We start from the raw sequence: 20501 nt of genomic DNA, 5'->3' as shown, positions 1-20501 counted from the left end.
GGGCGATCCGACAACGCACCCGAGGGTACGTGCCGGGCGTCGTGGGCCGGGCGGGGCTTTCCGGACACGGCCCAGGGGATGTCTAGACGTCCAGGTCGACGACGACCGGGGCGTGGTCGGACGCGCCCTTGCCCTTGCGCTCCTCGCGGTCGACATAGCTGTCCTTGACCGCGTCGGCGAACGGCTTGTTGCCGTACACCAGGTCGATGCGCATGCCCCGGTTCTTCGGGAAGCAGAGCTGGCGGTAGTCCCAGTACGTGAAGGGGCGGTCGTACTTGAGCGGGCGCGGGACCACGTCGGTCAGGCCGGTCTCGCGCAGGCCGGCGAGCGCGGCCCGCTCGGGCGCGGTGACGTGCGTGGCACCCTCGAAGGCCGCCACGTCGAAGACGTCGTCGTCGGTCGGCGCGATGTTGAAGTCACCGAGCACGGCGAAGGGCCGCTCGCCCGCCGCGTCCTCGGCGACGGCCGCCTGGAGCGCCTCCAGCCAGCGGAGCTTGTACGCGTAGTGCTCGTGCGCGACCTCGCGGCCGTTGGGCACGTACACCGACCACACGCGGACCGGGCCGCAGGTCGCGGAGATCGCCCGGGGCTCCTGCGCGGTCTCGTAGTCCGGGCCGCCGGGCAGTCCGGTGACGACGTCCTCCAGGCCCACCTTGGAGAGCAGGGCCACGCCGTTCCACCGGCCGGTGGCGTTCACCACCGACTCGTACCCCAGCTCGCGGAGCTCGTCGGCGGGGAACTGCTCGACGGTGCACTTGGTCTCCTGGATGCACAGCACGTCCGTGCCGGAGCTCTCCAGCCAGGCCAGGAGCCGGGGCAGGCGGGCGGTGATCGAATTGACGTTCCAGGTCGCGATGCGCATGAGCGCAAGCCTAACGGCGGGGTGTGACAGTCACCGGTCCCGCGGTGCGGTGGCTCACAGATCCGTGGAGTCGCCCGGGGTCATCCGGCCGTGGTCGGTGCCGCCGAGGGCGCCGATCTGCCGGTCGTAGATGGGCCGGGCGAGGTCGGTGAGCAGGGCGTCGTGGATGTCGATGGCGCGGCGCGGCTTGACCTCCCGTACGTAGTCGATGACCTCGGAGATCTTGTTCCAGGGGGCCATCACCGGCAGCATCAGCGTGTCCACCGGGTGCCCGGGGACGGTCAGCGCGTCGCCCGGGTGGAAGAGGGAGCCGTCCACGAGGAATCCGACGTTGGTGACCCGGGGGATGTCCGGGTGGATCACCGCGTGGAGCTCGCCGTGTACCTGGACGTCGAAGCCGCCCGCGCTGAAGGTGTCGCCGTCGCCGACGACGTGGACGCGGCCCGGGAAGGCGGCCGAGAGCTTGTCCGCGACGCTGCGCAGGGTCCAGATCTCGGCCGCCGGGTTGAACTCCAGGCCGGCCCGCAGCCTGCCCTCGTCGAAGTGGTCCGGGTGCTCGTGGGTGACCAGCACGACGTCGGCGCCGAGGGCGGAGTCCTCCTCGCTGAAGCCGCCGGGATCGATGACGAGCGTCCCCCCGTCCTTCTCCAGACGGACGCAGGCGTGCGACTTCTTCGTCAGCTTCACAAGACTCCACCTCACGACGGGCCAAGAGTGCCCGGCCAGCCTACGCCTGGGGCGTGGTCTCCTCCTTGATCACCCGGGCCATCACGCGCAGGGCGCTCTCGGCGGCGGGCAGCCCGCAGTAGACCGCGGTCTGGAGCGCGACCTCCCTGATCTCGTCCGGGGTCAGTCCGTTGCGCAGGGCGGCGCGGGTGTGGTCGGCGAGCGCGTCCTGGTGTCCGCCGGCGATCAGAGCCGTCAGGGTCACGCAGCTGCGGGTCCGGCGGTCCAGGCCCTCCCTGCTCCAGACCTCGCCCCAGGCGTAGCGGGTGACGAGGCCCTGGAGGTCGGCGCCGAACTCGTCGGCCAGCGCCTGGTCCACATGGGCGTCGCCGAGGATCTCGCGGCGCAGCTTGAGGCCCTGGTCGTACGGGTCGGGCCGGACGGCTCCGGCCGCCGGGCCGGAGGGCTCGGCGGGGGCGATCTCGGCGACGGGCACGACGGGGGCGGAGACGGGCGGCATCGGCGGGGCATGCAGGGCGGACTGCGTGTCGTGCACGATCCCGGCGAAGTGGTCGGTGAGCAGGTCGGTGACGGCCGCGGGCTGCTCGACGGGGGCGAGGTGCGAGGCCCCGGGGACGACGGCGAGCCGGGCGTCGGCGATACCGGCGACCAGGGTGCGGGCCTCGGCGGGGCCGGTGACCTGGTCCTCGGAGCCGACGAGCACCAGGGCGGGGACACCGATGCGGCCGAGGGCTTCTCGTACGTCGAAGACCGCGAGCGCTTCGCAGGCGCCGATGTAGCAGCCGGGGTCGGTCGTCCGGACCATCTGCACGGCCCACTCGACGATCGCGGGCTGGGCGGCACGGAAGGCGGGGGTGAACCACTGCTCGGGGGCGGTCCGGGCCATGGGCTCGAGGCCGTTGGTGCGGACGATCACGCCGCGCTGGCGGAACTCGTCGGCGCTGCCGAAGCGGGGCGAGGCGGCCACCAGCGCGAGTGAGGCGACCCGGTGGGGCGCCCGCAGGGCGAGGTCGAGGCCGACCGCGCCGCCGATGGAACAGCCGGCGTAGCCGAAGCGCTGGATGCCCAGCTCGTCGAGGGTGGCGAGCAGCCGGTCGCCGAGCTCGGCGACGGAGGTGAAGGGACGGGCGGGGGCCCCGCCGTGGCCCGGCAGGTCGAAACGGACGACGCGCCATTGGCGGGTGAGCTCGGGTATCTGGCGGTCCCACATGTGCCAGGTGGTGCCCAGGGAGGGCCCGATGACCAGGACCGGGGCGTCTCCTTGCCCGTCAACGCGGTATTGCAGGGTGTTCGGAAGTGTCTCGCTCACCCGCCCGACCCTCTCATCCCGCCCGCTGGCTCCCCTCGCCGGGTCGGGAGCCCGGCGGGCCCCCATCGCCGATTGATCGAAATTCGATCAATCGACACTAAAACATTGACTCGATCATCGACCGCACATAGCTTCTGGCGGCACCAGACCGCCAGAAGGGTGTCGAGCCATGACCGACAGACTGTGGAGCGCAGGGAAGTTGACGGGCCGTGGGCTCATCGTCGCCGCCCTCGCTCTCACCGGTGGCGTCGCCCTCACCGGCGCGCCCGCCTCCGCCGCCGGAAGCACCACCTACGTCGACTGCTCGCGCGCTACGGCCGGCGACGGCAGCGAGTCGTCGCCGTTCCACAGCATCGGCCAGGCCAACGCGAGGACGTACGGCCCCGGTGACACGCTCGCCCTCGCCTCCGGCACCACCTGCACCGGCTCCCTCGCCCCTCGGGGCAGCGGCACCGCCACCGACCCCATCACCCTCACCGCCTACGGCACCGGCGCACTGCCGGTGATCGACGGCAACGGAGCCGCCGGCGCCGTCTCCTTCACCAACCAGGACCACTGGCGCATCAGCAACCTCAGGCTCACCAATCCCGCCTCCTCCCTCGCCCGACGCACCGGTCTGCGGATCTCCGTCACCGACGGCACGGCGCACCGCGGTTTCGACATCGGCCATCTCGTCGTCGACCACGTCGCCGGACAGACGAACAAGAACAGCCCGACCACCGAGGACTTCGTCCAGTCCGCCGGCATCGTCACAGGCGCGACCGGCGCCAACTCGACCCTCCACGACGTCCACGTCCACCACAACCGGATCAGCGACACGGGAGGCGGCGGCCTCAAGATCCGTGTCGGCACGATGGCGGTGAAGGGCTCCGGCGTCCTGGTCGAGCACAATGTCGTCGAGGACGTCGGCGGTGACGGCATCATCGTCAGCTACGCCGACGCGCCGATGATCCAGTACAACAACGCCTCCGGCGTCGGCAACGGCGCGTACCCCTTCTCCGGTGGCAACTTCGCCGGCATCTGGGTGCTCGGCGACCACAACCCGACCATTCAGAAGAACGCCGTGTACGGCATCACACGGATGTCCGTGGCCGACAGCCAGGCGTTCGACTGCGACTGGGGCAACACCGGCACCTGCACGATCCAGTACAACTTCAGCCGCGACAACATCGGCGGCTTCTTCCTCGACTGCGACGGCTGCGGCACCATCGGCGGCGCCCGGCAGATCATCCGCTACAACATCTCCGAGAACGACTGCCGTATGAGCAGCGTCAGCGCCGGCCGCTCCGCGCTGCACATGTACAACAACGTCTTCTACTGCACGGACAGGAAGTTCAGCGTCACGCTCCCCGAGGAGAGCGTCGTCGAGAACAACATCTGGGTGGGCACCAGCGACTCCCGGCTGCCCACGGGCCCCGGGATCTCCTGGCGGTGGAACGTCTTCCAGGGGGTGCCCCGGCCGACCGCCAACGGCATCGCGGGCGACCCGCACTTCGTGAACCCGGGCACCGGCGGCGACACGATCCACTCCGTCGACGGCTACAGGCTGCGGTCCACCTCCCCCGCCCTGAACAACGGCTCCGTGATCAGCGGCAACGGAGGCCGCGACTACTGGGCCAACCCGGTGACCGCGACCGTGAAGCCGCACCGCGGCGCGTACAACGGACCGGGTCTGTAACGCTCGGACGAGTGGCCGGAAGGCCGAGCGGCCCCCACGTGCGTGCCCCGGCGGGCCCGGTGCCGTATCGGGGCGCGGGGAGCGGGTGTTCGGGAAGCGGCACGCGAAAGCCCCGCCGGACGGTTCCGGCGGGGCTTCGTCGTGTCACGCGCTCCCACACGGGTCGACCGACCGTGTGGACGCCCGTCGGTCAGGCGGCCGCCGGGGCGCCGAGCAGCGCCGAGGCATGCTGGAGCGGGGTGACGGCCGTCGTGGGCGCGGCCTGGGGAAGGCCGCGGCAGGTGAAGCCGAGCATGGTCATGGCCCGGAGCACCTCACCGGCGCTGAAGTCGCGGCGGTCCTGGCGGGTGATGACCTGCCCGACCTGCATGACGGGGTACGTGCGGCGGCCGATGATCACGGAGTCACCGGTGACCGGCTCGGGCTTGACGCCCTTCATGGTTTCGAGCACGCCGCTCTTGGTGAGGTCGAACGGGAAGCGGGCGATGACACAGCGCATGATGCCTCACAGGGAGAGGGAGGGATGGTTCTGCCGCGACGGGGCGGTTCAGCGGGCGAGGATGTCGCGCAGCTGGAGCCGGTCCGTGTAGGCGGAGCCGGCGCGGACGGTGGTGAGCTGGGCGTGGGTGACCAGACCGGTGCACAGGCCGTCGTTGTCGCAGACGAGCAGATGTCCGGTACGGGCACTGGCCATGACGGACAGGGCCACCTCGACGGTCATGTCGTCACCGACCTGGGGTCCGGCCGTGTCCATGGCGTCGGCCACCGTCCGGCGGACGGGGATGGCGCTCGACGGGCGGGGATGCGTCTGAACCAGCGTCACAACATGCCTCCTGCGGAGATGGGTCGGCTTTCGGAGTGGGCGATCAGGCCGCCGCGTCGAAGGTGTTCTGCCGCGCGCTCACGCGCCGGGTGGACGAGGAGCGGCTGCGTCGGCCGCGGGAGGCGGGCTTGCCCTGACGCCGCTCCGCCGGGGGCGCGGTGATCGTCACGGGGATGCCGGAGGGGGCCTGGGCGCCGGTGATCCGGCTGAGGGCCTCCTCGCCGGAGCGGACCTGGGTGGTCTGGGGCACGATGCCGGCGGCCGCCATGAGGCGGGTCATGTCGCGCCGCTGGTTGGGGGTGACCAGGGTGACGACACAGCCGGACTCGCCCGCCCGGGCGGTACGGCCGCCGCGGTGGAGGTAGTCCTTGTGGTCGGTCGGCGGGTCCACGTTGACGACGAGGTCGAGGTTGTCGACGTGGATGCCGCGCGCCGCGACGTTCGTCGCGACCAGGACGGTGACGTGTCCGGTCTTGAACTGGGCGAGTGTGCGGGTGCGCTGCGGCTGTGACTTCCCGCCGTGCAGCGCGGCGGCCCGGACACCGCTGCCGAGGAGGTCCTGGGTGAGGCGGTCCACGGCGTGCTTGGTGTCCAGGAACATGATCACGCGGCCCTCGCGCGCCGCGATCTCCGTCGTCGTGCGCTGCTTGTCGGCGCCGTGCACGTGCAGGACGTGGTGCTCCATCGTGGTGACCGCGCCCTGGGAGGGGTCCACGGAGTGCACGACGGCGTCGGTGAGGTAACGGCGGACCAGGAGGTCGACGTTGCGGTCCAGGGTCGCCGAGAACAGCATGCGCTGGCCCTCGGGGCGGACCTGGTCCAGCAGTGCGGTGACCTGCGGCATGAAGCCCATGTCGGCCATCTGGTCGGCCTCGTCCAGGACGGTGATCGCGACCTGGTTCAGCCGGCAGTCACCGCGGTCGATGAGGTCCTTGAGGCGGCCGGGGGTGGCCACGACCACTTCGGCGCCACCCCGCAGCGCGCTCGCCTGCCTGCCGATCGACATCCCGCCGACGACGGTGGTCAGGCGCAGCCGCACGGCACGGGCGTAGGGGGTCAGGGCGTCGGTGACCTGCTGGGCGAGTTCCCGGGTGGGGACCAGGACCAGGGCGAGCGGCTGACGGGGCTCGGCGCGCTGTCCGGCGGTGCGGGCCAGCAGGGCGAGACCGAAGGCGAGCGTCTTGCCGGAGCCGGTCCGGCCGCGGCCCAGGACGTCACGCCCGGCCAGGGAGTTCGGCAGCGTCGCCCCCTGGATCGGGAAGGGCACGGACAGGCCCTGCGCGGTGAGCGCGGCCAGGAGTTCCTGCGGCATGTCCAGGTCGGCGAACGCCTCGACGGCGGGCAGTGCCGGGGTGATGGTCTTCGGCAGGGCGAACTCCCCCTGCGGGGCGGCGGGCCGCCGGCCGTAGCCGCCCGAACGGCTCGGTCCGCCCGAACGGCTCGGAGCTCCCGAACGGCTCGGGGCGAACGAGCGGCCGCCCCGCGAGGAACCGGCGGAGGCGTCGAAAGCGGGGGCGCCGCTGCGACGGGTGCGGGAGGAGCGGCTGTTCGTACGTGTGGGGTTCATTCAGAACCTTCCTTGACAGGGCACGCATCAAGGAATTCCCGCAGCGGTAAAGCAGCGCGGGGAATCACAGGAACGGGCCTCAGTGAATGCACGATCTCATTTGATCTGCGGTTCGACGACGTGGCTCCGAAGAGCCCTGGAGATAAATGCCCGCAGCTGGGGCCCGCACCCCGAGGGATGCGGGCCCCAGCTGCAGAAATGCGCGTTCGAGTCAGGCGGGAACGATGTTCTCGGCCGTCGGACCCTTTTGGCCCTGTGCGATGTCGAAGATGACCTTCTGACCTTCGACGAGTTCGTACAAGCCCTGGGCGGCGATGTTCGAGAAGTGGGCGAACACGTCCGCGCCGCCATCTTCCTGCTCGATGAAGCCGAATCCCTTGGCTGCGTTGAACCACTTCACAGTGCCGGACGCCATGTCATATCTCCTAGGGAAGTACGTGCGGCAGATCCGCGATGCGCGGATACCGGATCGCCGCGATGATGGCCCGACCGGAAGAATCGCCGGAGATACAGAACGCTTCCAGTGGCCGAAACACCCGCTGAGGTGCCTGAATTATGGGGAGCCACGACGTCAACTGAGATCGACAGTAGCATGCCGCATCGGCCTGCGTACGCTCGATAACTCCGCCCTCTTCAGCAGGGCAAGAACTCTCCCCGCGCCACGCTTCTAATCCTCATCTCGCGGTCATAGATACGGGCACTCAGGCCTCGGGCGGTGGATTCACCGATTCGGCGGCGCGGCGGTACTCGGCGTTGATGCGCTGGGCCTCTTCGAGCTGGTCCTCGAGGATGATGATGCGGCAGGCGGCCTCGATGGGGGTGCCCTGGTCGACGAGTTCCCGGGCCCGCGCGGCGATGCGGAGCTGGTAGCGCGAGTAGCGGCGGTGTCCGCCCTTGGAGCGCAGCGGGGTGATCAGGCGGGCCTCGCCGATGGCGCGGAGGAAGCCCTGGGTGGTGCCGAGCATCTCGGCGGCCCGGCCCATCGTGTACGCCGGGTAGTCGTCGTCGTCGAGACGGCCGTACGAGTCATCTGCTGTCATTTGCACCTCTCCGTGGAACGCGTAGAGGGGCCCTGGCGCCGTACGGCACCAGGACCCCGGAGAAACTGCTATACCATCTGCCGGTTTCGAATGTCTATTTCGGCCGGCGTAGAATTTCGCCCGTGGAGGAGCGAGGTCATCGCTTGGGGGCGGTCACGGTGTGGTGGTGGACACCACGAACACCTTGGGGGCGGCGGGGTCCGTGAGGTCCACGGTGATGTCCTGGCTCGGGCGCGGCTTGTCCCGGCCGACGGTGGTGCCCGACCAGTCCCGGTCGGTCGCGAAGTTCCAGCCCGCGATGTCGGCGTCGCGTTCGCCGACCGTGACCTCGCCGGGAACCAGCTGGGAGCGGCTGGAGCCGACGCTGCCCAGAAAGATGTCGAGCCAGCCGGCGTTCGTCGTGAACTGGACGTACAGCCGGCTCGTCTTCCAGTTGCTGGTCTCGTAGTAGGCGACGCCGGTGCTGCCCGGGGGGATCGGGACCTCGAAGACGCGGCGCTTCATGAGCGAGGGCCAGCTGTCCCGCAGCCCGGTGGCCGAGGACTCGCGTTCCTTGTCGCGGCCGCTGTCGCGGCTCTGCCCGGCGGAGATCACCAGATAGCCGGCGGGGATGCCGACGAGCAGGACGATGATGATCGCCGTCAGCCAGCGACGGCGGATCATGTGGCGCCGGTCCTCCGGCAGCTTGGTCTCCTGCTCGGGAGCGACGGACTGGGTGGGAACGGTCATGAGTCCGGATCCTGGGTGGTGCGGGGGGTACGTCCTTCGGTGCCGCCGCCCCGCAGGGCCTGGGCGTAGCGCTCGTACCTCTCGTGGCGCTCGACGCGGCGGCGGTTGGCACGGCGGAAGCGGCGGGCCACGAGCCGGGCGAGGTCGGCGGCGCCGACCATGCCGGCCTCGGGCCCGAGCTGGGCCTTCACGATCCGGGCCTCGGGGCGGTAGCCGCGGCCGGTGAGGTGGCGGCGGAAGGCGTCCCGGGCGGGGCCGATGAGCAGGTCGTCGGCGGCGCTGACGCCTCCGCCGATGACGAAGCAGGAGGGGTCGAGCGCGGCGGCGAGGTTGGCGATGCCGACGCCGAGCCACTGGCCGATGTCCTGGAAGAGCTCGACGCACATGGCGTCGCCCTCGCGGGCCAGCTCGGTGATGAGGGGTCCGGTGATCTCGGGGACGTGGCCCTTGACCCGCTCGATGATGTTGTACGCGACCGGGGAGTCGGCGACGGCCAGTTCCCGGGCCTCGCGGACCAGGGCGTTGCCGGAGCTGTACTGCTCCCAGCAGCCGCGGTTGCCGCAGGGGCAGCGGTGGCCGCCGGGCACGACCTGCATGTGGCCGAACTCGCCGGCCACGCCGTACTTGCCGCGCTTGACCCGGCCGTCCTCCAGGATCGCCCCGCCGATGCCGGTACCGAGGGTGATCATGACGAGGTGGTCCTCACCCCGTCCGGCGCCGAAGCGCCACTCGGCCCAGGCGGCGGTGTTGGCGTCGTTGTCGACCATGACGGGGACGGCGAGCCGGGACTGGAGGGCGTCGCGCAGCGGCTCGTTGCGCCAGGCGAGGTGCGGGGCGAAGAGCACGGTGGCCCGTTCGGCGTCGACCCAGCCGGCCGCGCCGATGCCGACGGCGTGCACATCGTGCCGGTCGGAGAGGTCCAGGACCAGCTCGACGATGGTGTCCTCGACGACCTTGGGGCTCTTGGACTTGTCGGGGGTCTCGGTGCGGACCTTCTCCAGGATGGTCCCGTCCGCGTCGACGACCCCGGCCATGACCTTGGTACCGCCGATGTCGATGCCGACGGTGGGCACCCGGGGCGCGGTCAGATGGGAGCGCCGCTCCCGGGTGCCGACGGTCCGCAGCGCGGCTCCTCGGGCGGCCCCGCGCTGGGTCAGATCGCGGTAGGTACTCATCGGCTCGATTCTGCCAGGTGCGCTGTCGGGGAAGGGTTACGACGGGGTCGGACGCTCCAGCTCGTGGCGCAGATCCTCCAGCTCGCTGCCGCCCGCCATCTGCCGGGTGAGCTCGTCCAGAGTGACGGCGTCCGGGCCGGACTTGGTGTGGCTGACCAACATGACGCCGCGCTTGAGCAGGACGAAGCGGTCGCCGACGAGATAGGCGTGATGCGGGTTGTGGGTGACGAGGACCACTCCGAGGCCCTGGTCACGGGCCGCGGCCACATACTTCAGGACCACTCCAGACTGCTTGACGCCGAGTGCGGCGGTCGGCTCGTCGAGGACGAGGACCCGGGCGCCGAAGTGGACGGCGCGGGCGATGGCCACGCACTGGCGTTCGCCGCCGGAGAGGGTGCCGATGGGCTGGTCGACGTCGCGCAGGTCGATGCCCATGCGCAGCAGCTGGGTGCGGGTGGTCTGCCGCATCAGCTCGACGTCGAGGCGCTTGAAGGGGCCCTTGCCCTTGGTGGGCTCGGAGCCGAGGAAGAAGTTCCGCCAGACCGGCATCAGGGGGACGACGGCCAGGTCCTGGTAGACGGTGGCGATGCCGCGGTCCAGGGCCTCGCGCGGGCCGGCCAGGGAGACGTCCTCGCCCTCGATGCGGAAGCCGCCCGCGTCGTGCGGGTGCAGCCCGGCGATGATCTTGATGAGGGTGGACTTTCCGGCGCCGTTGTCACCGAGGACACAGGTGATCTCCCCCGCGTGGACCTCAAGGGAGACCCCTTCGAGGGCGCGGACGTTGCCGTAGTACTTGCTGACGTCGTCGAGTTCGACGAGAGCCTGGGCCGTCATTTGGTCGCCTCCACACGCCGTCGGATCCAGGCGTTCAGCAGGGTCGCCAGGAGGAGCATCGCTCCCAGGAAGAACTTGAACCAGTCCGGGTTCCACTCGGCGTACACGATGCCCTTGCTGGTCATGCCGAAGATGAACGCGCCGACCGCCGAGCCGATGGCGGAGCCGTATCCGCCGGTGATCAGGCAGCCGCCGATCACCGCCGCGATGATGTAGATCAGCTCGTTGCCGACGCCCTCGCCGGACTGCACCACGTCGAAGGAGAAGAGCAGGTGCTGGCCGGAGATCCAGGCGCAGAAGGCCACGCCCATGTACAGGCCGATCCTGGTCCTGAAGACCGGGACACCCACCGCGCGGGCCGCGTCGGCGCCGCCGCCGACGGCGAAGATCCAGTTGCCGAAGCGGGTGCGCAGCAGGATCCACGTGGCGAGCGCGACCAGGCCGATCCACCACAGGATGGTGACCTTGAGGTCGACGCCGCCGAGGGTCAGCTGGGAGGCGAAGAGCTTCCGCGCGGAGGGGAAGCCCTCCATGTCGGCGATCGACTTGGTGGAGACGGTGCCGCTGATCAGCTTGGTGAAGCCGAGGTTCAGGCCCGTCAGCATCAGGAAGGTGCCGAGGGTGATGATGAAGCTCGGCAGCTTGGTGCGGGTGAGCATGAAGCCGTTGAAGGCGCCGATCGCGAGGGTGACGAGCAGCGAGACGCCGACGCCGACCCAGACGTTGGCGGTCAGCTGGTAGCTGATCATCGAAGAGATCAGCGCCGAGGTGGTGACCAGCACGCCGGCGGAGAGGTCGAACTCCCCGCCGATCATCAGCAGCGCGACGGGCACCGCCATGATGCCGATCGTGGAGGCCGCGTAGAAGACCGTGCCGAGGCTGGAGGCGCGCAGGAAGCCGTCGGCGACCAGCGAGAAGAAGACGAAGACGGCGGCGGCGCCGACGACCGAGCCGAGCTCGGGGCGGGCCAGGAGCTTCTTCAGCGGGGAGGTGCGCAGCAGCCGCTCGTCGACGTGGTCGAGCTCCGCCGGTGCGGTCGGGCTCATCGGGTCCCCCGCTCCGTGTAGCCCTTCAGCGCGGCGGCGTCGTCCTTGGTGATGATCTGGGGGCCGGTGAGGACCGGCTTGCCGCCGCCGAGGACGTCGGCGTTGTACTTGTACAGCCAGAGCAGGTCGACGGCCTCGTAGCCCTGGAGGTAGGGCTGCTGGTCCACGGCGAAGCCGAGGGTGCCGGCGCCGAGCGCCGCGGCCACCTTGGCGTTGAGGTCGAAGGTGTCGACCTCGGCCCGGGAGCCCGCCGTCCTGGTCGCCTGCACGGCGGCGTCGGCGAAGGGCGCGCCGAGGGTGACGACGGCGTCGATGGCGGGGTCGGACTGGAGCTTGGCCTCGATGGAGGCCGTGACGTCGGGCATGTTGGTGCCGTCGACGTACAGGTTCTGCAGATCGCCGCCGAACGTCTTCCTGGCGCCCGCGCAGCGCTGCTCGTGGCCGACGTTGCCCTGTTCGTGCAGGACGCACAGGGCCTTCTTCTTCCCGCGCTTCTCGAGCTCCTCGCCGACCGCCTCGCCCGCGACGGCCTCGTCCTGGCCGATGTGGGTGAGCGCGCCGAAGGCCTTGGACTGCTCGGAGCCGGAGTTGACGGTGATCACCGGGATGCCGGCCTTGACGGCCTTCTCGACGGCGGTCCTCATCGCGTCGGGCTTGGCGAGGGTGACGATGAGGCCGTCGACGTCCTTGGCGATGTACGAGTCGATGAGCTGGGCCTGCTGCTGCGCCTCGTCGCTGTGGGCGTAGAGGAAGTTGATGTTGTCCTTGACGGCGGCCTGTTCGGCGCCGTTCTGGACGATGTCCCAGAAGGTGTCGCCGTCTCCCGAGTGGGTCACCATGGCGAAGGTCCACCGGGGGGTGTTCACGGCTGCCTTCCCCTGGGCCGCGGCCGCCTTGCGGGCGTCCTCCGCGCGCTTCCCGCCGGTGCTGCTGCACCCCGCGAGTGCGGCGGTGAGCGCCACCGCGAGCACGGCGCCGACTGCGGCCCGTACCCCTCCTGTCCGAAGCCTGGTCACGAGGCCGTGCCCTCCTTTGTGTCCTTCTGCGTGCATTGCAGTATCGGTCATGGGGGTCGCGCGGTTCTTCGCGGGGCGGATGTACGGCTACGGACGCACCAGAAGCTGGAATTCGAAGGAGTACCGCGAGGCGCGGTAGAGGTGCGATCCGAACTCGACGGCACGCCCGGTGTCGTCGAAGGTGGTGCGCTCCATCGTGAGCAGCGGGGCTCCCTCCTTCTCGGCGAGCAGTTCCGCCTCGGCCGCCGTGGCGGCCCGGGCGCCGACGGTCTGACGGGCGCTGTGCAGAGTGATACCGGCGCCGCGCAGCAGGCGGTAGAGGCCGGTGGCCCCGAGCCGCCCGGTGTCGAGGTCGAGGAGCCCGGCCGGCAGGTGGTTGCGCAGGTACGCCATCGGCTCGTCGTGCGCGGACCGCAGCCTTTCCACGTACCGCACGTCACTGCCCTCCGGTACGCCGAGGGCGGCCGCGATCCGGGCGGTGGCGGGCTCGACGCGGTCGGCCAGGACCCGGGTGGTGGGGCGCTGGCCGGCCGCCTCCAGGTCGTCGTAGAGACTGCTCAGCTCCAGGGGGCGCCTGACCTGGCTGTGCACGACCTGGGTGCCGACGCCGCGCCGGCGGACCAGGAGACCCTTGTCGACCAGCGACTGGATGGCCTGGCGGACGGTGGGCCGGGACAGGCCCAGGCGGGTGGCGAGGTCGATCTCGTTGCCGAGCAGGCTGCCGGGGGTCAGGGCCCCCTTCTCGATGGCCGCTTCCAGCTGCTGGGCGAGCTGGTAGTAGAGGGGAACCGGGCTGGTGCGGTCCACGGCGAGGGGCGGGAGCGAGGCGGACGACGGCTTGGACACGGACGGGAGCGTAGCCCGAGGAGAAGATGACAGGAAGTGGTGAAGTCCGATTGTCCTGACAAATCCTTGACAGCGGGTCCGCTCGGCACCACCTTGGGGGCCATGCGCATCGGACTGATCGGAACGGGACGTATCGGGGCCTTCCACGCGGGCGTGCTCGCCCGCCATCCGGAGGTGGAGTCACTCGTCGTGACCGACGTGGACGGCGCCCGCGCGGCACGGGTCGCCGGGGCGATCGGGGCCGGCACGGCGCCCACGGTCGACGCCCTCCTCGGCCACGCCCTCGACGCGGTGGTCATCGCCTCCGCCACCGCCGCCCACGCCGAGCTGATCGGCCGCGCGGCGGAAGCGGGACTGCCGGCCTTCTGCGAGAAGCCGATCGCCCTGGACGTGCCAGGCACGCTGGGCGCGCTGCGGGCCGTCGAGTCGGCGGGCACGGAACTCCAGCTGGGCTTCATGCGGCGCTTCGACGCGGGGTACGCCGCCGCGCGCGAGGCCGTGCGGACGGGCCGGCTCGGACGCCTGCACACCGTACGGGCGGCCACCTCGGACCCGGCCCCGCCGCCCGCCGCGTACCTGCCGCTCTCCGGCGGGCTCTTCCGGGACTGCCTGGTGCACGACGTCGACATCCTGCGCTGGGTGACCGGGCGCGAGGTCGTCGAGGTGTACGCCACCGGCTCGAACGCCGGCCCGGCGATGTTCCGCGAGGCGGGGGACGTGGACACGGCGGCGGCGGTGCTCACCCTGGACGACGGCACGCTCGCGACGGCGACGGCGACCCGCTGCAACGGGGCCGGTTACGACGTACGGATGGAGCTGGCGGGCGAGCGGGACCAGATCGCCGTCGGCCTGGACGACCGGACCCCGCTGACCTCGGTGGAGCCGTCCGGGCCGGCCGCCCCGGTCAAGCCGTGGCCGGGCTTCCTTGAGCGGTTCGCCCCGGCCTACGAGGCCGAGCTGGACGCGTTCGTCCGGCTGGTCCGGGGCGAGGCGCCCAACCCGTGCGACGGCCGCGAGGCCCTGGAGGCGCTGCGGATCGCCGAGGCGTGCGAACGGTCGCGGCGCGAGCGCCGCCCGGTCGCGCTGGCCGAGATTCCCTCGGCACCCGCTTGAACGGGCGGCCGAACGGCGGCTGAACCGGCGCGGACCGGGTAGTCGCGCCGCGGACCGACGTGCGTGTCGAGGAGGCGATCGTCATGGCCGTGAACCGCACCATGGTGCAGCAGGCGGCGATGTTGGTGGGAGCGGTCTTTCTCCTGGTGGGGATCCTCGGGTTCATTCCGGGCGTCACGACGAACTACGACGCCATGGAGTTCGCCGAGCACCACTCCGGGGCCGAGCTCCTGGGTGTGTTCCAGGTGTCGATCCTGCACAACCTCGTCCACCTCGCGTTCGGAGTGGCGGGCATCCTCATGGCCCGCACCGCCGCGGGAGCCCGGGCGTTCCTGATCGGCGGCGGTGTCGTCTATCTCGCTCTGTGGGTCTACGGACTGATCATCGACCTGGACAGCGACGCCAACTTCATCCCCGTCAACACCGCGGACAACTGGCTCCACCTCGCCCTGGGCGCGGCCATGGTGATCCTCGGCGCGCTGCTCGGCTCGCGGAGGAGGCGCGTGGTCCGCTAGAGCCTGACTCCTGGACCGGGCCGGGTCCAGGAGACAGGCCCTCACCCGCAGGGGACGTCAGGCGCCCGCCGACAGGACCGTGCCCTGGGCCACCGCGCACAGGGTCTCGCGGCACTCGCCGTCCGCGCCGTCCGCGCCGTCGACGGTGAGCAGGTCGCAACGGACCACGGCCTGCCGCCGCCCCGCGTGGACCACGCTCGCCCGGGCGACGAGCGTGCGGCCCTGAGCGGGGCGGATGTACTGGATGGAGAAGCCGGCGGTGAGGACGGCGGGGCCCAGCGCGGTGCCGGCCGCGAAGGTGATCGCGTTGTCGGCGGCGTACGACAGCACGCCGCCGTGCGCGAAGCCGTTCTGCTGGCGGAGCTCCTCGCGGAGGTCCACCTCCAGGGTGGCGCCGCCGTCACCGAAGGCGGTGATCCGGGCGCCGACGAGGCGGCTGAACGGCTGGGCGTCCAGCACCTTGCGTGCGAGGTCGAGGCGGGGGTCGGAGTCGGGGGCCGGGCCGACGGGGGCGGGAGCGTGGGCGGCGCCGGGGTCGTACGACGAATCGGGCATCGAAGGTCACCATCTGACGGGAAGGCGGCGTACGCCGCGTACGAGCAGGCCGGGCATCCATTCCCAGGGAGCGCCCTCGGGGTCGAGCTCCAGCCTCGGGAAGCGCTCCAGGAGCGTCCGGAGGGCGATGGTGCCCTCGAGGCGGGCGAGCGGCGCACCGAGGCAGTAGTGGATGCCGTGTCCGAAGGCCAGGTGACCGCGCGGCTCGCGGCGGATGTCGAAGCGGTCCGGTTCGGGGAAGCGCTTCGGGTCGCGGTCGCCGCCCGCGAGGGAGACGAAGACGGCCGAGTGGGCCGGGATGGGGGTGTCCCCGATCACGGTGGGTTCCTTGGCCACCCGGAAGGTGGTGTTCTCCACCGGTCCGTCGTAGCGCAGCCCCTCCTCGATCGCCCCGTCGATCAGGCCGGAGTCGGCTCTCAGCGCGGCGAGTTGGTCCGGGTGGGCGAACAGGGCACGGATCGTGTTGGTGATCAGCCCGACGGTGGTCTCGTGCCCCGCGACGAGCAGCAGATAGGCCATCCCCCGCAGTTCGGGCAGGGACAGCATGTCGCCGTCCTCGGCGCGGGTGGTGATCAGGGCGGACAGCAGGTCGTCGGTGGGCCGGGAGGCCCGCTTGTCCTCGATGAGCGCGTCGAGATAGGCGCCGAAGCCCTCGACGACGTCCCGCGCGAGCGTGCCGTCGGTCGGGGCGACCAGCTCGTTCGACCAACGGCGGAAGGAGTCCCGGTCGGCCGCCGGAACCCCGAGGAGCTCGCAGATGACGGTGATCGGCAGCGGGAACGCGAAGGCGTCCACGAGATCGGCGCGGCCCGCCGGGGCCATGGCGTCGGCGAGTTCGTCGGCGAGCTCCTGGATGCGGGGGCGCAGGGCCTCCACGCGCCGTCCGGTGAACTCCCGGGTGACGAGCTTGCGCAGCCGGGTGTGGTCGGGTGGGTCCACGGCGAGCAGGTTCGGGCCGATGATCTCCTCGTCGAGCGGGACGAAGCCGACCACGGAGGGCGACTTCACCAGGCGCGGGTCGGCGAGCGCCGCCCGCCCCTCCTCGTGGCCGACGACCAGCCAGAACTCCCAGCCGTCCGGCATACGGACGCGGTGGACGGGGCCACTCTCACGGAGCTTCGCGTAATAGGGATAGGGATTCGCGGTGAAGTCCGCGCCCCACTCCCCCAGTTCGATGACGGACATCGCTCCACCCTAGGCCGGTCGTGCCGATCTCGCCGGGCTGATCGGCCGGAAGCCGCTCAGGCCGGCTCGTCGTCGAGGAGGCCGGCGTCGTGGACGAGAAGCGCGACCTGGACGCGGTTGTTGAGGCCGAGCTTGGCGAGGATCCGCGAGACATGGGTCTTGACGGTCGGCACGCTCATGTAGAGGGCGGCGGCGATCTCGGCGTTGGACTGCCCTCGGCCGACCGCGACGGCGACCTCGCGTTCGCGCTGGGCGAGTTCGGCGAGCCGGCTCGCGGCGGTCGTGCTCCGCGGCTGCTCCGGGCGCCCCGCGACATGGCTCATCAGCTGGCGGGTGACGGCCGGGGACAGCACGGGGTCACCGGCCGCGACACGGCGCACGGCGGTCACGATCTCGGCCGGCGGGGTGTCCTTCAGGACGAATCCGGCCGCGCCCGCGCGCAGGGCGCGCAGGACCTGTTCGTCGGCGTGGAAGGTGGTGAGGACGACGACCTCGGGGGCGTCGGGACGGGCCCGCAGGAGTTCGGTGGCCGTGAGGCCGTCGACATGGGGCATCCGGATGTCCATGAGCACGACGTCCGGGGCGAGGCGGGCCGTGAGTTCGGGGACGTCGCGGCCGTCGGCGCCCTCGCCCACGATCTCGATGCCGTCGGCGCCGCCGAGCATGAGGGTGAGGCCCGCGCGGACCAGGGGGTCGTCGTCGACGATGAGCAGCCGGATGGTCATGAGGGCCACGGTAGCCAGGCGCGCAGGGCGAATCCGCCGTCGGGGGTCGGGCCGTGGTCCAGGCGCCCGCCGGCGAGGGTGGCGCGCTCGGTGAGGCCGATGAGGCCCTGACCGGAGCCGGGGACGTGTGGGACCGGACCGGTGGGGGCCGGGTTGTGGATCCCGACCGTCAGACCGTCGCCGGGACGGCCGCGCACCGTGAGGGTGACCTCGGTGCCCGGGGCGTGCTTACGGGCGTTGGTGAGGCCCTCCTGGGCGATGCGGTAGACGGTGCGGCCGGTGGCGGCGGGGACCGTGTCCGGGTCGTCGATGGCGGAGTCGAGGACGACCTTCGTACCGGCCTCGCGGGACTCGTCGACCAGCGCGTCGAGGGTGGCGAGGGTGGGCTGCGGCCGGTCGCCCTCCGCGCCTTCGCCGGGTGCGCGCAGCACGCCGATGATCTGGCGGAGGTCCTGCAGCGCCTCGTGGGCGCTGTCCCGGATGACTCCGGCGGCGCGGGCGACCTGCTCGGGCGGGGCGTCGGGCCGGAACTCCAGAGCCCCGGCGTGCACGCTGAGCAGGGTGAGCCGGTGGGCGAGGACGTCGTGCATCTCGCGGGCGATGGCCTCCCGGGCGAGGCGCTGGGCCTGCTCGGCACGCAGCTCGGCCTCGGCCTCGGCGCGCCGGGCGCGTTCGCGCAGGGCTTCGACGAGCTGGCGCCGGGAGCGTACGAGCATGCCCCAGGCGGTCATCAGCAGGACCAGGATGACGCCGATGGCGATCCCGAGGGGTGTGCCGGTGGTGGGGTCCGGGCGTACGAAGACCTGGGCGGTGGTGCAGGCGGCGGCGAGCGCCCCGATCCAGGCGACCTCGCGGAAGGGCCGCCGGACGGCGACGCTGAACAGGCTGACGAGGAAGGCGCCGCCGGTGAGGGGCGCGACCACGCCGGCGAGGGCGAGCGCGACCACGAGCCCGACGGGCCACCGGCGGCGCAGCCAGAGGGCGCAGCAGGCAGCGGCTCCGGCGATCTGATCGGCGAGGGCGACGGTGTCGCTGTTGAACTGTTCGGTGGTGTCGGCCGCGACCAGTCCGAAGAGCACGGCGCAGAGGAACAGGGTGGTGTCGACGGCCCAGTCGCGTACGGTGCGCCGCGGCCCGCGGTCCGGGGGGCCGCCGGCCGGGGGGTCTGCCAGGGCCGAGGGCAGCAGCCAGGCGTGGCGGTCCGTACGTGTCATACGCACCAACGTACGCACGTCGGGGGCGTGCGGGCGGTCGGAAACGGCGGCCGGCTACCAAAGTCGCACGGTCCGAGACTTCGGTAGCACCGGTGGTGTCCCCCCGGCCGACGCGAGCTCCGTCCGGGAGGGATCAGGCTCGTCCCATGAAGCGATTCCTGGAAGTTGTCGGCTTTCTGACCATGGTGGTGGGCGTCTGTGGGGTGATCCGCGAGCTGACGGACGGCTGGTTCGACCTGATGGGTCTCACCCGTTTCCTGACGGAGAACGTCTGGTTCCTGGAGGGCCGCGAACTGTTCGCGAACATCGTGATCGCGGTGCTGGGCCTCGTCCTCATGATCGCCTCGGACCGGGTGAAGGCGTAGCCCCGGGCTGAGGGCCGGTCCGGCCGGCGCCCACGGCGTCGTGGGTGCCGGCCGCTTCTCGGCGCGGGTCTGCGGCCCGTGGCCCGGTCGTCAGCCGCACATCGCGTGCTCCCGCAGTTTCGACAGCGCGTCGTCGATGGGGTGGGGGCGCTCCTTCCCCGACGCGTCCGGCGCGCTCCACCGCATCAGGTTGATCGCGACGGACATCTGCCGCCCGCCGTCGTCCCGGGTCAGGGACAACGTCCAGGCCCCCCAGACGGTGCCGTCGTGGCCCCAGAAGGTGCCGCAGCCGGGGATGTCGACCCGGTGCAGGCCGAGGCCGTACTGGATCGTCGATCCGTCCAGGGCGATGACCGGCACCGTCTTCCGCATCTGCGCCAGCGACGACCGGCTGACGATCCTGCCGCCGAGCAACTCGCCGTAGAAGCGGTTGAGGTCGGCCATGGTCGACACCAGTGCGGCGCCCGTCCCCGTCCAGGACATGTCGTAGACGCTGTAGTCGCGAGGCGGGTCGAGCACGCCCCACAGCGCCTCGTACATCCGCGAGTGCGGCCCCTTGATGCGCGGGCCGGTCGGGAAGGCGGTGTGCCGGAGGCCGGCGCGCTCGATGACGTTCCGGGTGATGTACTCCTCCGCCGTGGTGCCGGTCACCTGCTCCAGGAGCCGGCCGAGGAGCAGGTAGTTGGTGTTGGAGTAGACCCCTGGGGAAGCGCCGGGTTCGCCGGCGGGGGGCGCGGCCAGCCCCATCTCGATCAGCTCGACCGGAGTGAACTGCCTGAACCGGTTGGCGTCCAGGCTGTCGGCCGAGATGTCCGGCAGGGAGGGGAACCCCTGGAGCGAGGGGAAGGCGTAGGGGATGTAGTCGGGGATGCCGCTGGTGTTGTTGAGCAGCATCCGTACCGTGATCCTCCTGCCGCGTTCGCCCGGCACGAGCTGCGGCAGGTGGTCACCGATCGGTGCGTCGAGCCGGATCCGGCCCCGCTCGACCTGCTGCATGACGGCGGCGGCGGTGAAGGTCTTGGTGACGCTGCCGACGCGGTGCCGCAGGTCGGGCCTGACAGGGCGGCCGGTGGTCACGTCGGCGACCCCGGAGGCACCGCGCCAGGTCCGGCCGTCGTCGCGCACCTCGGCCCACACCCCGGGCATCCCCGCGCGGTGGACCCCGTCCATGAGGGACCCCAGTTCGGCGGGGTCGAGGCCTCGCGCGGAGCCGGTCC

General features: G+C 71.4%; 22 protein-coding genes and 1 pseudogene. 4 read left to right on the top strand and 19 right to left on the bottom strand.

The genetic code is table 11. The features are described from left to right. Positions 1-82 precede the first annotated feature (82 nt). From ACZ4VW_RS19625 to pcaDC, 3 genes are read right to left on the bottom strand one after another with little or no spacing between them, the layout of a single operon-like run. Positions 83-862: an exodeoxyribonuclease III gene (locus tag ACZ4VW_RS19625; RefSeq protein WP_467963982.1), complete on the bottom strand. Its 780-nt coding sequence runs from the start codon at positions 860-862 to the stop codon at positions 83-85. A 54-nt stretch (positions 863-916) separates the two neighbouring features. After that, the gene (locus ACZ4VW_RS19620; RefSeq protein ID WP_467963980.1) at positions 917-1549 is read right to left on the bottom strand and encodes an MBL fold metallo-hydrolase; all 633 of its coding nucleotides are present in this window, start codon (positions 1547-1549) and stop codon (positions 917-919) included. Between the two features lie 40 nt (positions 1550-1589). Next, the gene (gene pcaDC / locus ACZ4VW_RS19615; protein ID WP_467963979.1) at positions 1590-2858 is read right to left on the bottom strand and encodes a bifunctional 3-oxoadipate enol-lactonase/4-carboxymuconolactone decarboxylase PcaDC; all 1269 of its coding nucleotides are present in this window, start codon (positions 2856-2858) and stop codon (positions 1590-1592) included. Between the two features lie 169 nt (positions 2859-3027). Between pcaDC and ACZ4VW_RS19610 the strand changes: the two genes are divergently transcribed. Continuing rightward, positions 3028-4536, top strand: a complete 1509-nt coding sequence (locus ACZ4VW_RS19610; RefSeq protein WP_467963978.1) for a right-handed parallel beta-helix repeat-containing protein — start codon at positions 3028-3030, stop codon at positions 4534-4536. Between the two features lie 190 nt (positions 4537-4726). On the opposite strand, the gene ACZ4VW_RS19605 is transcribed toward ACZ4VW_RS19610, so the two are convergent. The 11 genes and pseudogenes from ACZ4VW_RS19605 to ACZ4VW_RS19555 all read right to left on the bottom strand — a co-directional run bounded on the left by ACZ4VW_RS19605 (position 4727) and on the right by ACZ4VW_RS19555 (position 13573). After that, positions 4727-5035, bottom strand: a complete 309-nt coding sequence (locus ACZ4VW_RS19605) for an SCO5918 family protein (protein ID WP_467963976.1) — start codon at positions 5033-5035, stop codon at positions 4727-4729. Positions 5036-5092: 57 nt separating this feature from the next. Beyond that, positions 5093-5359 (bottom strand): annotated as a pseudogene (locus tag ACZ4VW_RS19600) (CBS domain-containing protein); the annotation flags it as partial. Positions 5360-5402: 43 nt separating this feature from the next. Next, positions 5403-6926 (bottom strand): DEAD/DEAH box helicase, encoded by a 1524-nt coding sequence (locus tag ACZ4VW_RS19595; RefSeq protein WP_467963974.1) that lies wholly within the window; start codon positions 6924-6926, stop codon positions 5403-5405. Between the two features lie 211 nt (positions 6927-7137). After that, on the bottom strand, positions 7138-7341 hold the full coding sequence (locus ACZ4VW_RS19590; RefSeq protein WP_467963973.1) for a cold-shock protein: 204 nt from the start codon (positions 7339-7341) through the stop codon (positions 7138-7140). 286 nt (positions 7342-7627) lie between these two features. Further along, on the bottom strand, positions 7628-7966 hold the full coding sequence (locus tag ACZ4VW_RS19585) for a MerR family transcriptional regulator (RefSeq protein ID WP_467963971.1): 339 nt from the start codon (positions 7964-7966) through the stop codon (positions 7628-7630). Positions 7967-8119: 153 nt separating this feature from the next. Then, the gene (locus ACZ4VW_RS19580; protein ID WP_467963969.1) at positions 8120-8695 is read right to left on the bottom strand and encodes a hypothetical protein; all 576 of its coding nucleotides are present in this window, start codon (positions 8693-8695) and stop codon (positions 8120-8122) included. Then, positions 8692-9870, bottom strand: a complete 1179-nt coding sequence (locus ACZ4VW_RS19575; RefSeq protein ID WP_467963967.1) for an ROK family glucokinase — start codon at positions 9868-9870, stop codon at positions 8692-8694. The genes ACZ4VW_RS19580 and ACZ4VW_RS19575 overlap by 4 nt, the downstream gene beginning before the upstream one ends. 36 nt (positions 9871-9906) lie before the next feature. Continuing rightward, positions 9907-10704: an ATP-binding cassette domain-containing protein gene (locus ACZ4VW_RS19570; protein WP_467963965.1), complete on the bottom strand. Its 798-nt coding sequence runs from the start codon at positions 10702-10704 to the stop codon at positions 9907-9909. Further along, positions 10701-11750 carry an ABC transporter permease gene (locus ACZ4VW_RS19565; RefSeq protein WP_467963963.1) on the bottom strand — a complete coding sequence of 350 codons (1050 nt, stop codon included), beginning with the start codon at positions 11748-11750 and terminating at the stop codon, positions 10701-10703. The genes ACZ4VW_RS19570 and ACZ4VW_RS19565 overlap by 4 nt, the downstream gene beginning before the upstream one ends. Next, positions 11747-12766, bottom strand: coding sequence for a sugar ABC transporter substrate-binding protein (locus ACZ4VW_RS19560; protein WP_467963961.1), 1020 nt, complete (start codon positions 12764-12766; stop codon positions 11747-11749). Before ACZ4VW_RS19560 ends, ACZ4VW_RS19565 begins: the two co-directional genes overlap by 4 nt. A gap of 87 nt (positions 12767-12853) precedes the next feature. Next, positions 12854-13573, bottom strand: a complete 720-nt coding sequence (locus ACZ4VW_RS19555) for a GntR family transcriptional regulator (RefSeq protein WP_467964323.1) — start codon at positions 13571-13573, stop codon at positions 12854-12856. A gap of 141 nt (positions 13574-13714) precedes the next feature. Between ACZ4VW_RS19555 and ACZ4VW_RS19550 the strand changes: the two genes are divergently transcribed. Together ACZ4VW_RS19550 and ACZ4VW_RS19545 are read left to right on the top strand one after the other, a co-directional pair. Then, positions 13715-14725 carry a Gfo/Idh/MocA family protein gene (locus tag ACZ4VW_RS19550; protein WP_467963959.1) on the top strand — a complete coding sequence of 337 codons (1011 nt, stop codon included), beginning with the start codon at positions 13715-13717 and terminating at the stop codon, positions 14723-14725. Positions 14726-14808: 83 nt separating this feature from the next. Then, positions 14809-15240 (top strand): DUF4383 domain-containing protein, encoded by a 432-nt coding sequence (locus tag ACZ4VW_RS19545; RefSeq protein WP_467963957.1) that lies wholly within the window; start codon positions 14809-14811, stop codon positions 15238-15240. Between the two features lie 57 nt (positions 15241-15297). On the opposite strand, the gene ACZ4VW_RS19540 is transcribed toward ACZ4VW_RS19545, so the two are convergent. Genes ACZ4VW_RS19540 through ACZ4VW_RS19525 form a run of 4 tightly spaced genes read right to left on the bottom strand, consistent with a single transcriptional unit; the run spans position 15298 to position 18919 of the window. Next, positions 15298-15795 (bottom strand): PaaI family thioesterase, encoded by a 498-nt coding sequence (locus ACZ4VW_RS19540; protein ID WP_467963955.1) that lies wholly within the window; start codon positions 15793-15795, stop codon positions 15298-15300. Positions 15796-15801: 6 nt separating this feature from the next. Next, the gene (locus ACZ4VW_RS19535) at positions 15802-16980 is read right to left on the bottom strand and encodes a cytochrome P450 family protein (RefSeq protein WP_467963953.1); all 1179 of its coding nucleotides are present in this window, start codon (positions 16978-16980) and stop codon (positions 15802-15804) included. A gap of 56 nt (positions 16981-17036) precedes the next feature. Continuing rightward, a complete protein-coding gene (locus ACZ4VW_RS19530; protein ID WP_467963951.1) occupies positions 17037-17705 on the bottom strand; it encodes a response regulator in 669 nt (222 codons plus the stop codon). Then, positions 17702-18919: a sensor histidine kinase gene (locus ACZ4VW_RS19525; protein WP_467963949.1), complete on the bottom strand. Its 1218-nt coding sequence runs from the start codon at positions 18917-18919 to the stop codon at positions 17702-17704. Before ACZ4VW_RS19525 ends, ACZ4VW_RS19530 begins: the two co-directional genes overlap by 4 nt. A gap of 146 nt (positions 18920-19065) precedes the next feature. On the opposite strand from ACZ4VW_RS19525, the gene ACZ4VW_RS19520 reads away from it, so the two are divergent. Further along, positions 19066-19284, top strand: coding sequence for a hypothetical protein (locus ACZ4VW_RS19520; protein WP_467963947.1), 219 nt, complete (start codon positions 19066-19068; stop codon positions 19282-19284). Between the two features lie 90 nt (positions 19285-19374). On the opposite strand, the gene ACZ4VW_RS19515 is transcribed toward ACZ4VW_RS19520, so the two are convergent. Beyond that, on the bottom strand, positions 19375-20454 hold the full coding sequence (locus ACZ4VW_RS19515) for a serine hydrolase domain-containing protein (protein WP_467964321.1): 1080 nt from the start codon (positions 20452-20454) through the stop codon (positions 19375-19377). Between the last annotated feature and the right edge of the window lie 47 nt (positions 20455-20501).

It is taken from the genome of Streptomyces sp. NPDC029139, from assembly GCF_055564335.1.
The sequence above is the reverse complement of the archived record's forward strand: the minus strand, read 5'-3'. Positions and strand labels throughout refer to the sequence as shown.

Bases quoted from the DNA above. Each gene is read 5' to 3' on its own strand.
- ACZ4VW_RS19625 (WP_467963982.1), bottom strand. From the start codon at position 862: ATGCGCATCGCGACCTGGAACGTCAATTCGATCACCGCCCGCCTGCCC.
- ACZ4VW_RS19610 (WP_467963978.1), top strand. From the start codon at position 3,028: ATGACCGACAGACTGTGGAGCGCAGGGAAGTTGACGGGCCGTGGGCTC.
- ACZ4VW_RS19605 (WP_467963976.1), bottom strand. From the start codon at position 5,035: ATGCGCTGTGTCATCGCCCGCTTCCCGTTCGACCTCACCAAGAGCGGC.
- ACZ4VW_RS19595 (WP_467963974.1), bottom strand. From the start codon at position 6,926: ATGAACCCCACACGTACGAACAGCCGCTCCTCCCGCACCCGTCGCAGC.
- ACZ4VW_RS19590 (WP_467963973.1), bottom strand. From the start codon at position 7,341: ATGGCGTCCGGCACTGTGAAGTGGTTCAACGCAGCCAAGGGATTCGGC.
- ACZ4VW_RS19585 (WP_467963971.1), bottom strand. From the start codon at position 7,966: ATGACAGCAGATGACTCGTACGGCCGTCTCGACGACGACGACTACCCG.
- ACZ4VW_RS19580 (WP_467963969.1), bottom strand. From the start codon at position 8,695: ATGACCGTTCCCACCCAGTCCGTCGCTCCCGAGCAGGAGACCAAGCTG.
- ACZ4VW_RS19575 (WP_467963967.1), bottom strand. From the start codon at position 9,870: ATGAGTACCTACCGCGATCTGACCCAGCGCGGGGCCGCCCGAGGAGCC.
- ACZ4VW_RS19570 (WP_467963965.1), bottom strand. From the start codon at position 10,704: ATGACGGCCCAGGCTCTCGTCGAACTCGACGACGTCAGCAAGTACTAC.
- ACZ4VW_RS19565 (WP_467963963.1), bottom strand. From the start codon at position 11,750: ATGAGCCCGACCGCACCGGCGGAGCTCGACCACGTCGACGAGCGGCTG.
- ACZ4VW_RS19550 (WP_467963959.1), top strand. From the start codon at position 13,715: ATGCGCATCGGACTGATCGGAACGGGACGTATCGGGGCCTTCCACGCG.
- ACZ4VW_RS19545 (WP_467963957.1), top strand. From the start codon at position 14,809: ATGGCCGTGAACCGCACCATGGTGCAGCAGGCGGCGATGTTGGTGGGA.
- ACZ4VW_RS19540 (WP_467963955.1), bottom strand. From the start codon at position 15,795: ATGCCCGATTCGTCGTACGACCCCGGCGCCGCCCACGCTCCCGCCCCC.
- ACZ4VW_RS19535 (WP_467963953.1), bottom strand. From the start codon at position 16,980: ATGTCCGTCATCGAACTGGGGGAGTGGGGCGCGGACTTCACCGCGAAT.
- ACZ4VW_RS19530 (WP_467963951.1), bottom strand. From the start codon at position 17,705: ATGACCATCCGGCTGCTCATCGTCGACGACGACCCCCTGGTCCGCGCG.
- ACZ4VW_RS19525 (WP_467963949.1), bottom strand. From the start codon at position 18,919: ATGACACGTACGGACCGCCACGCCTGGCTGCTGCCCTCGGCCCTGGCA.
- ACZ4VW_RS19520 (WP_467963947.1), top strand. From the start codon at position 19,066: ATGAAGCGATTCCTGGAAGTTGTCGGCTTTCTGACCATGGTGGTGGGC.
- ACZ4VW_RS19515 (WP_467964321.1), bottom strand. From the start codon at position 20,454: ATGGACGGGGTCCACCGCGCGGGGATGCCCGGGGTGTGGGCCGAGGTG.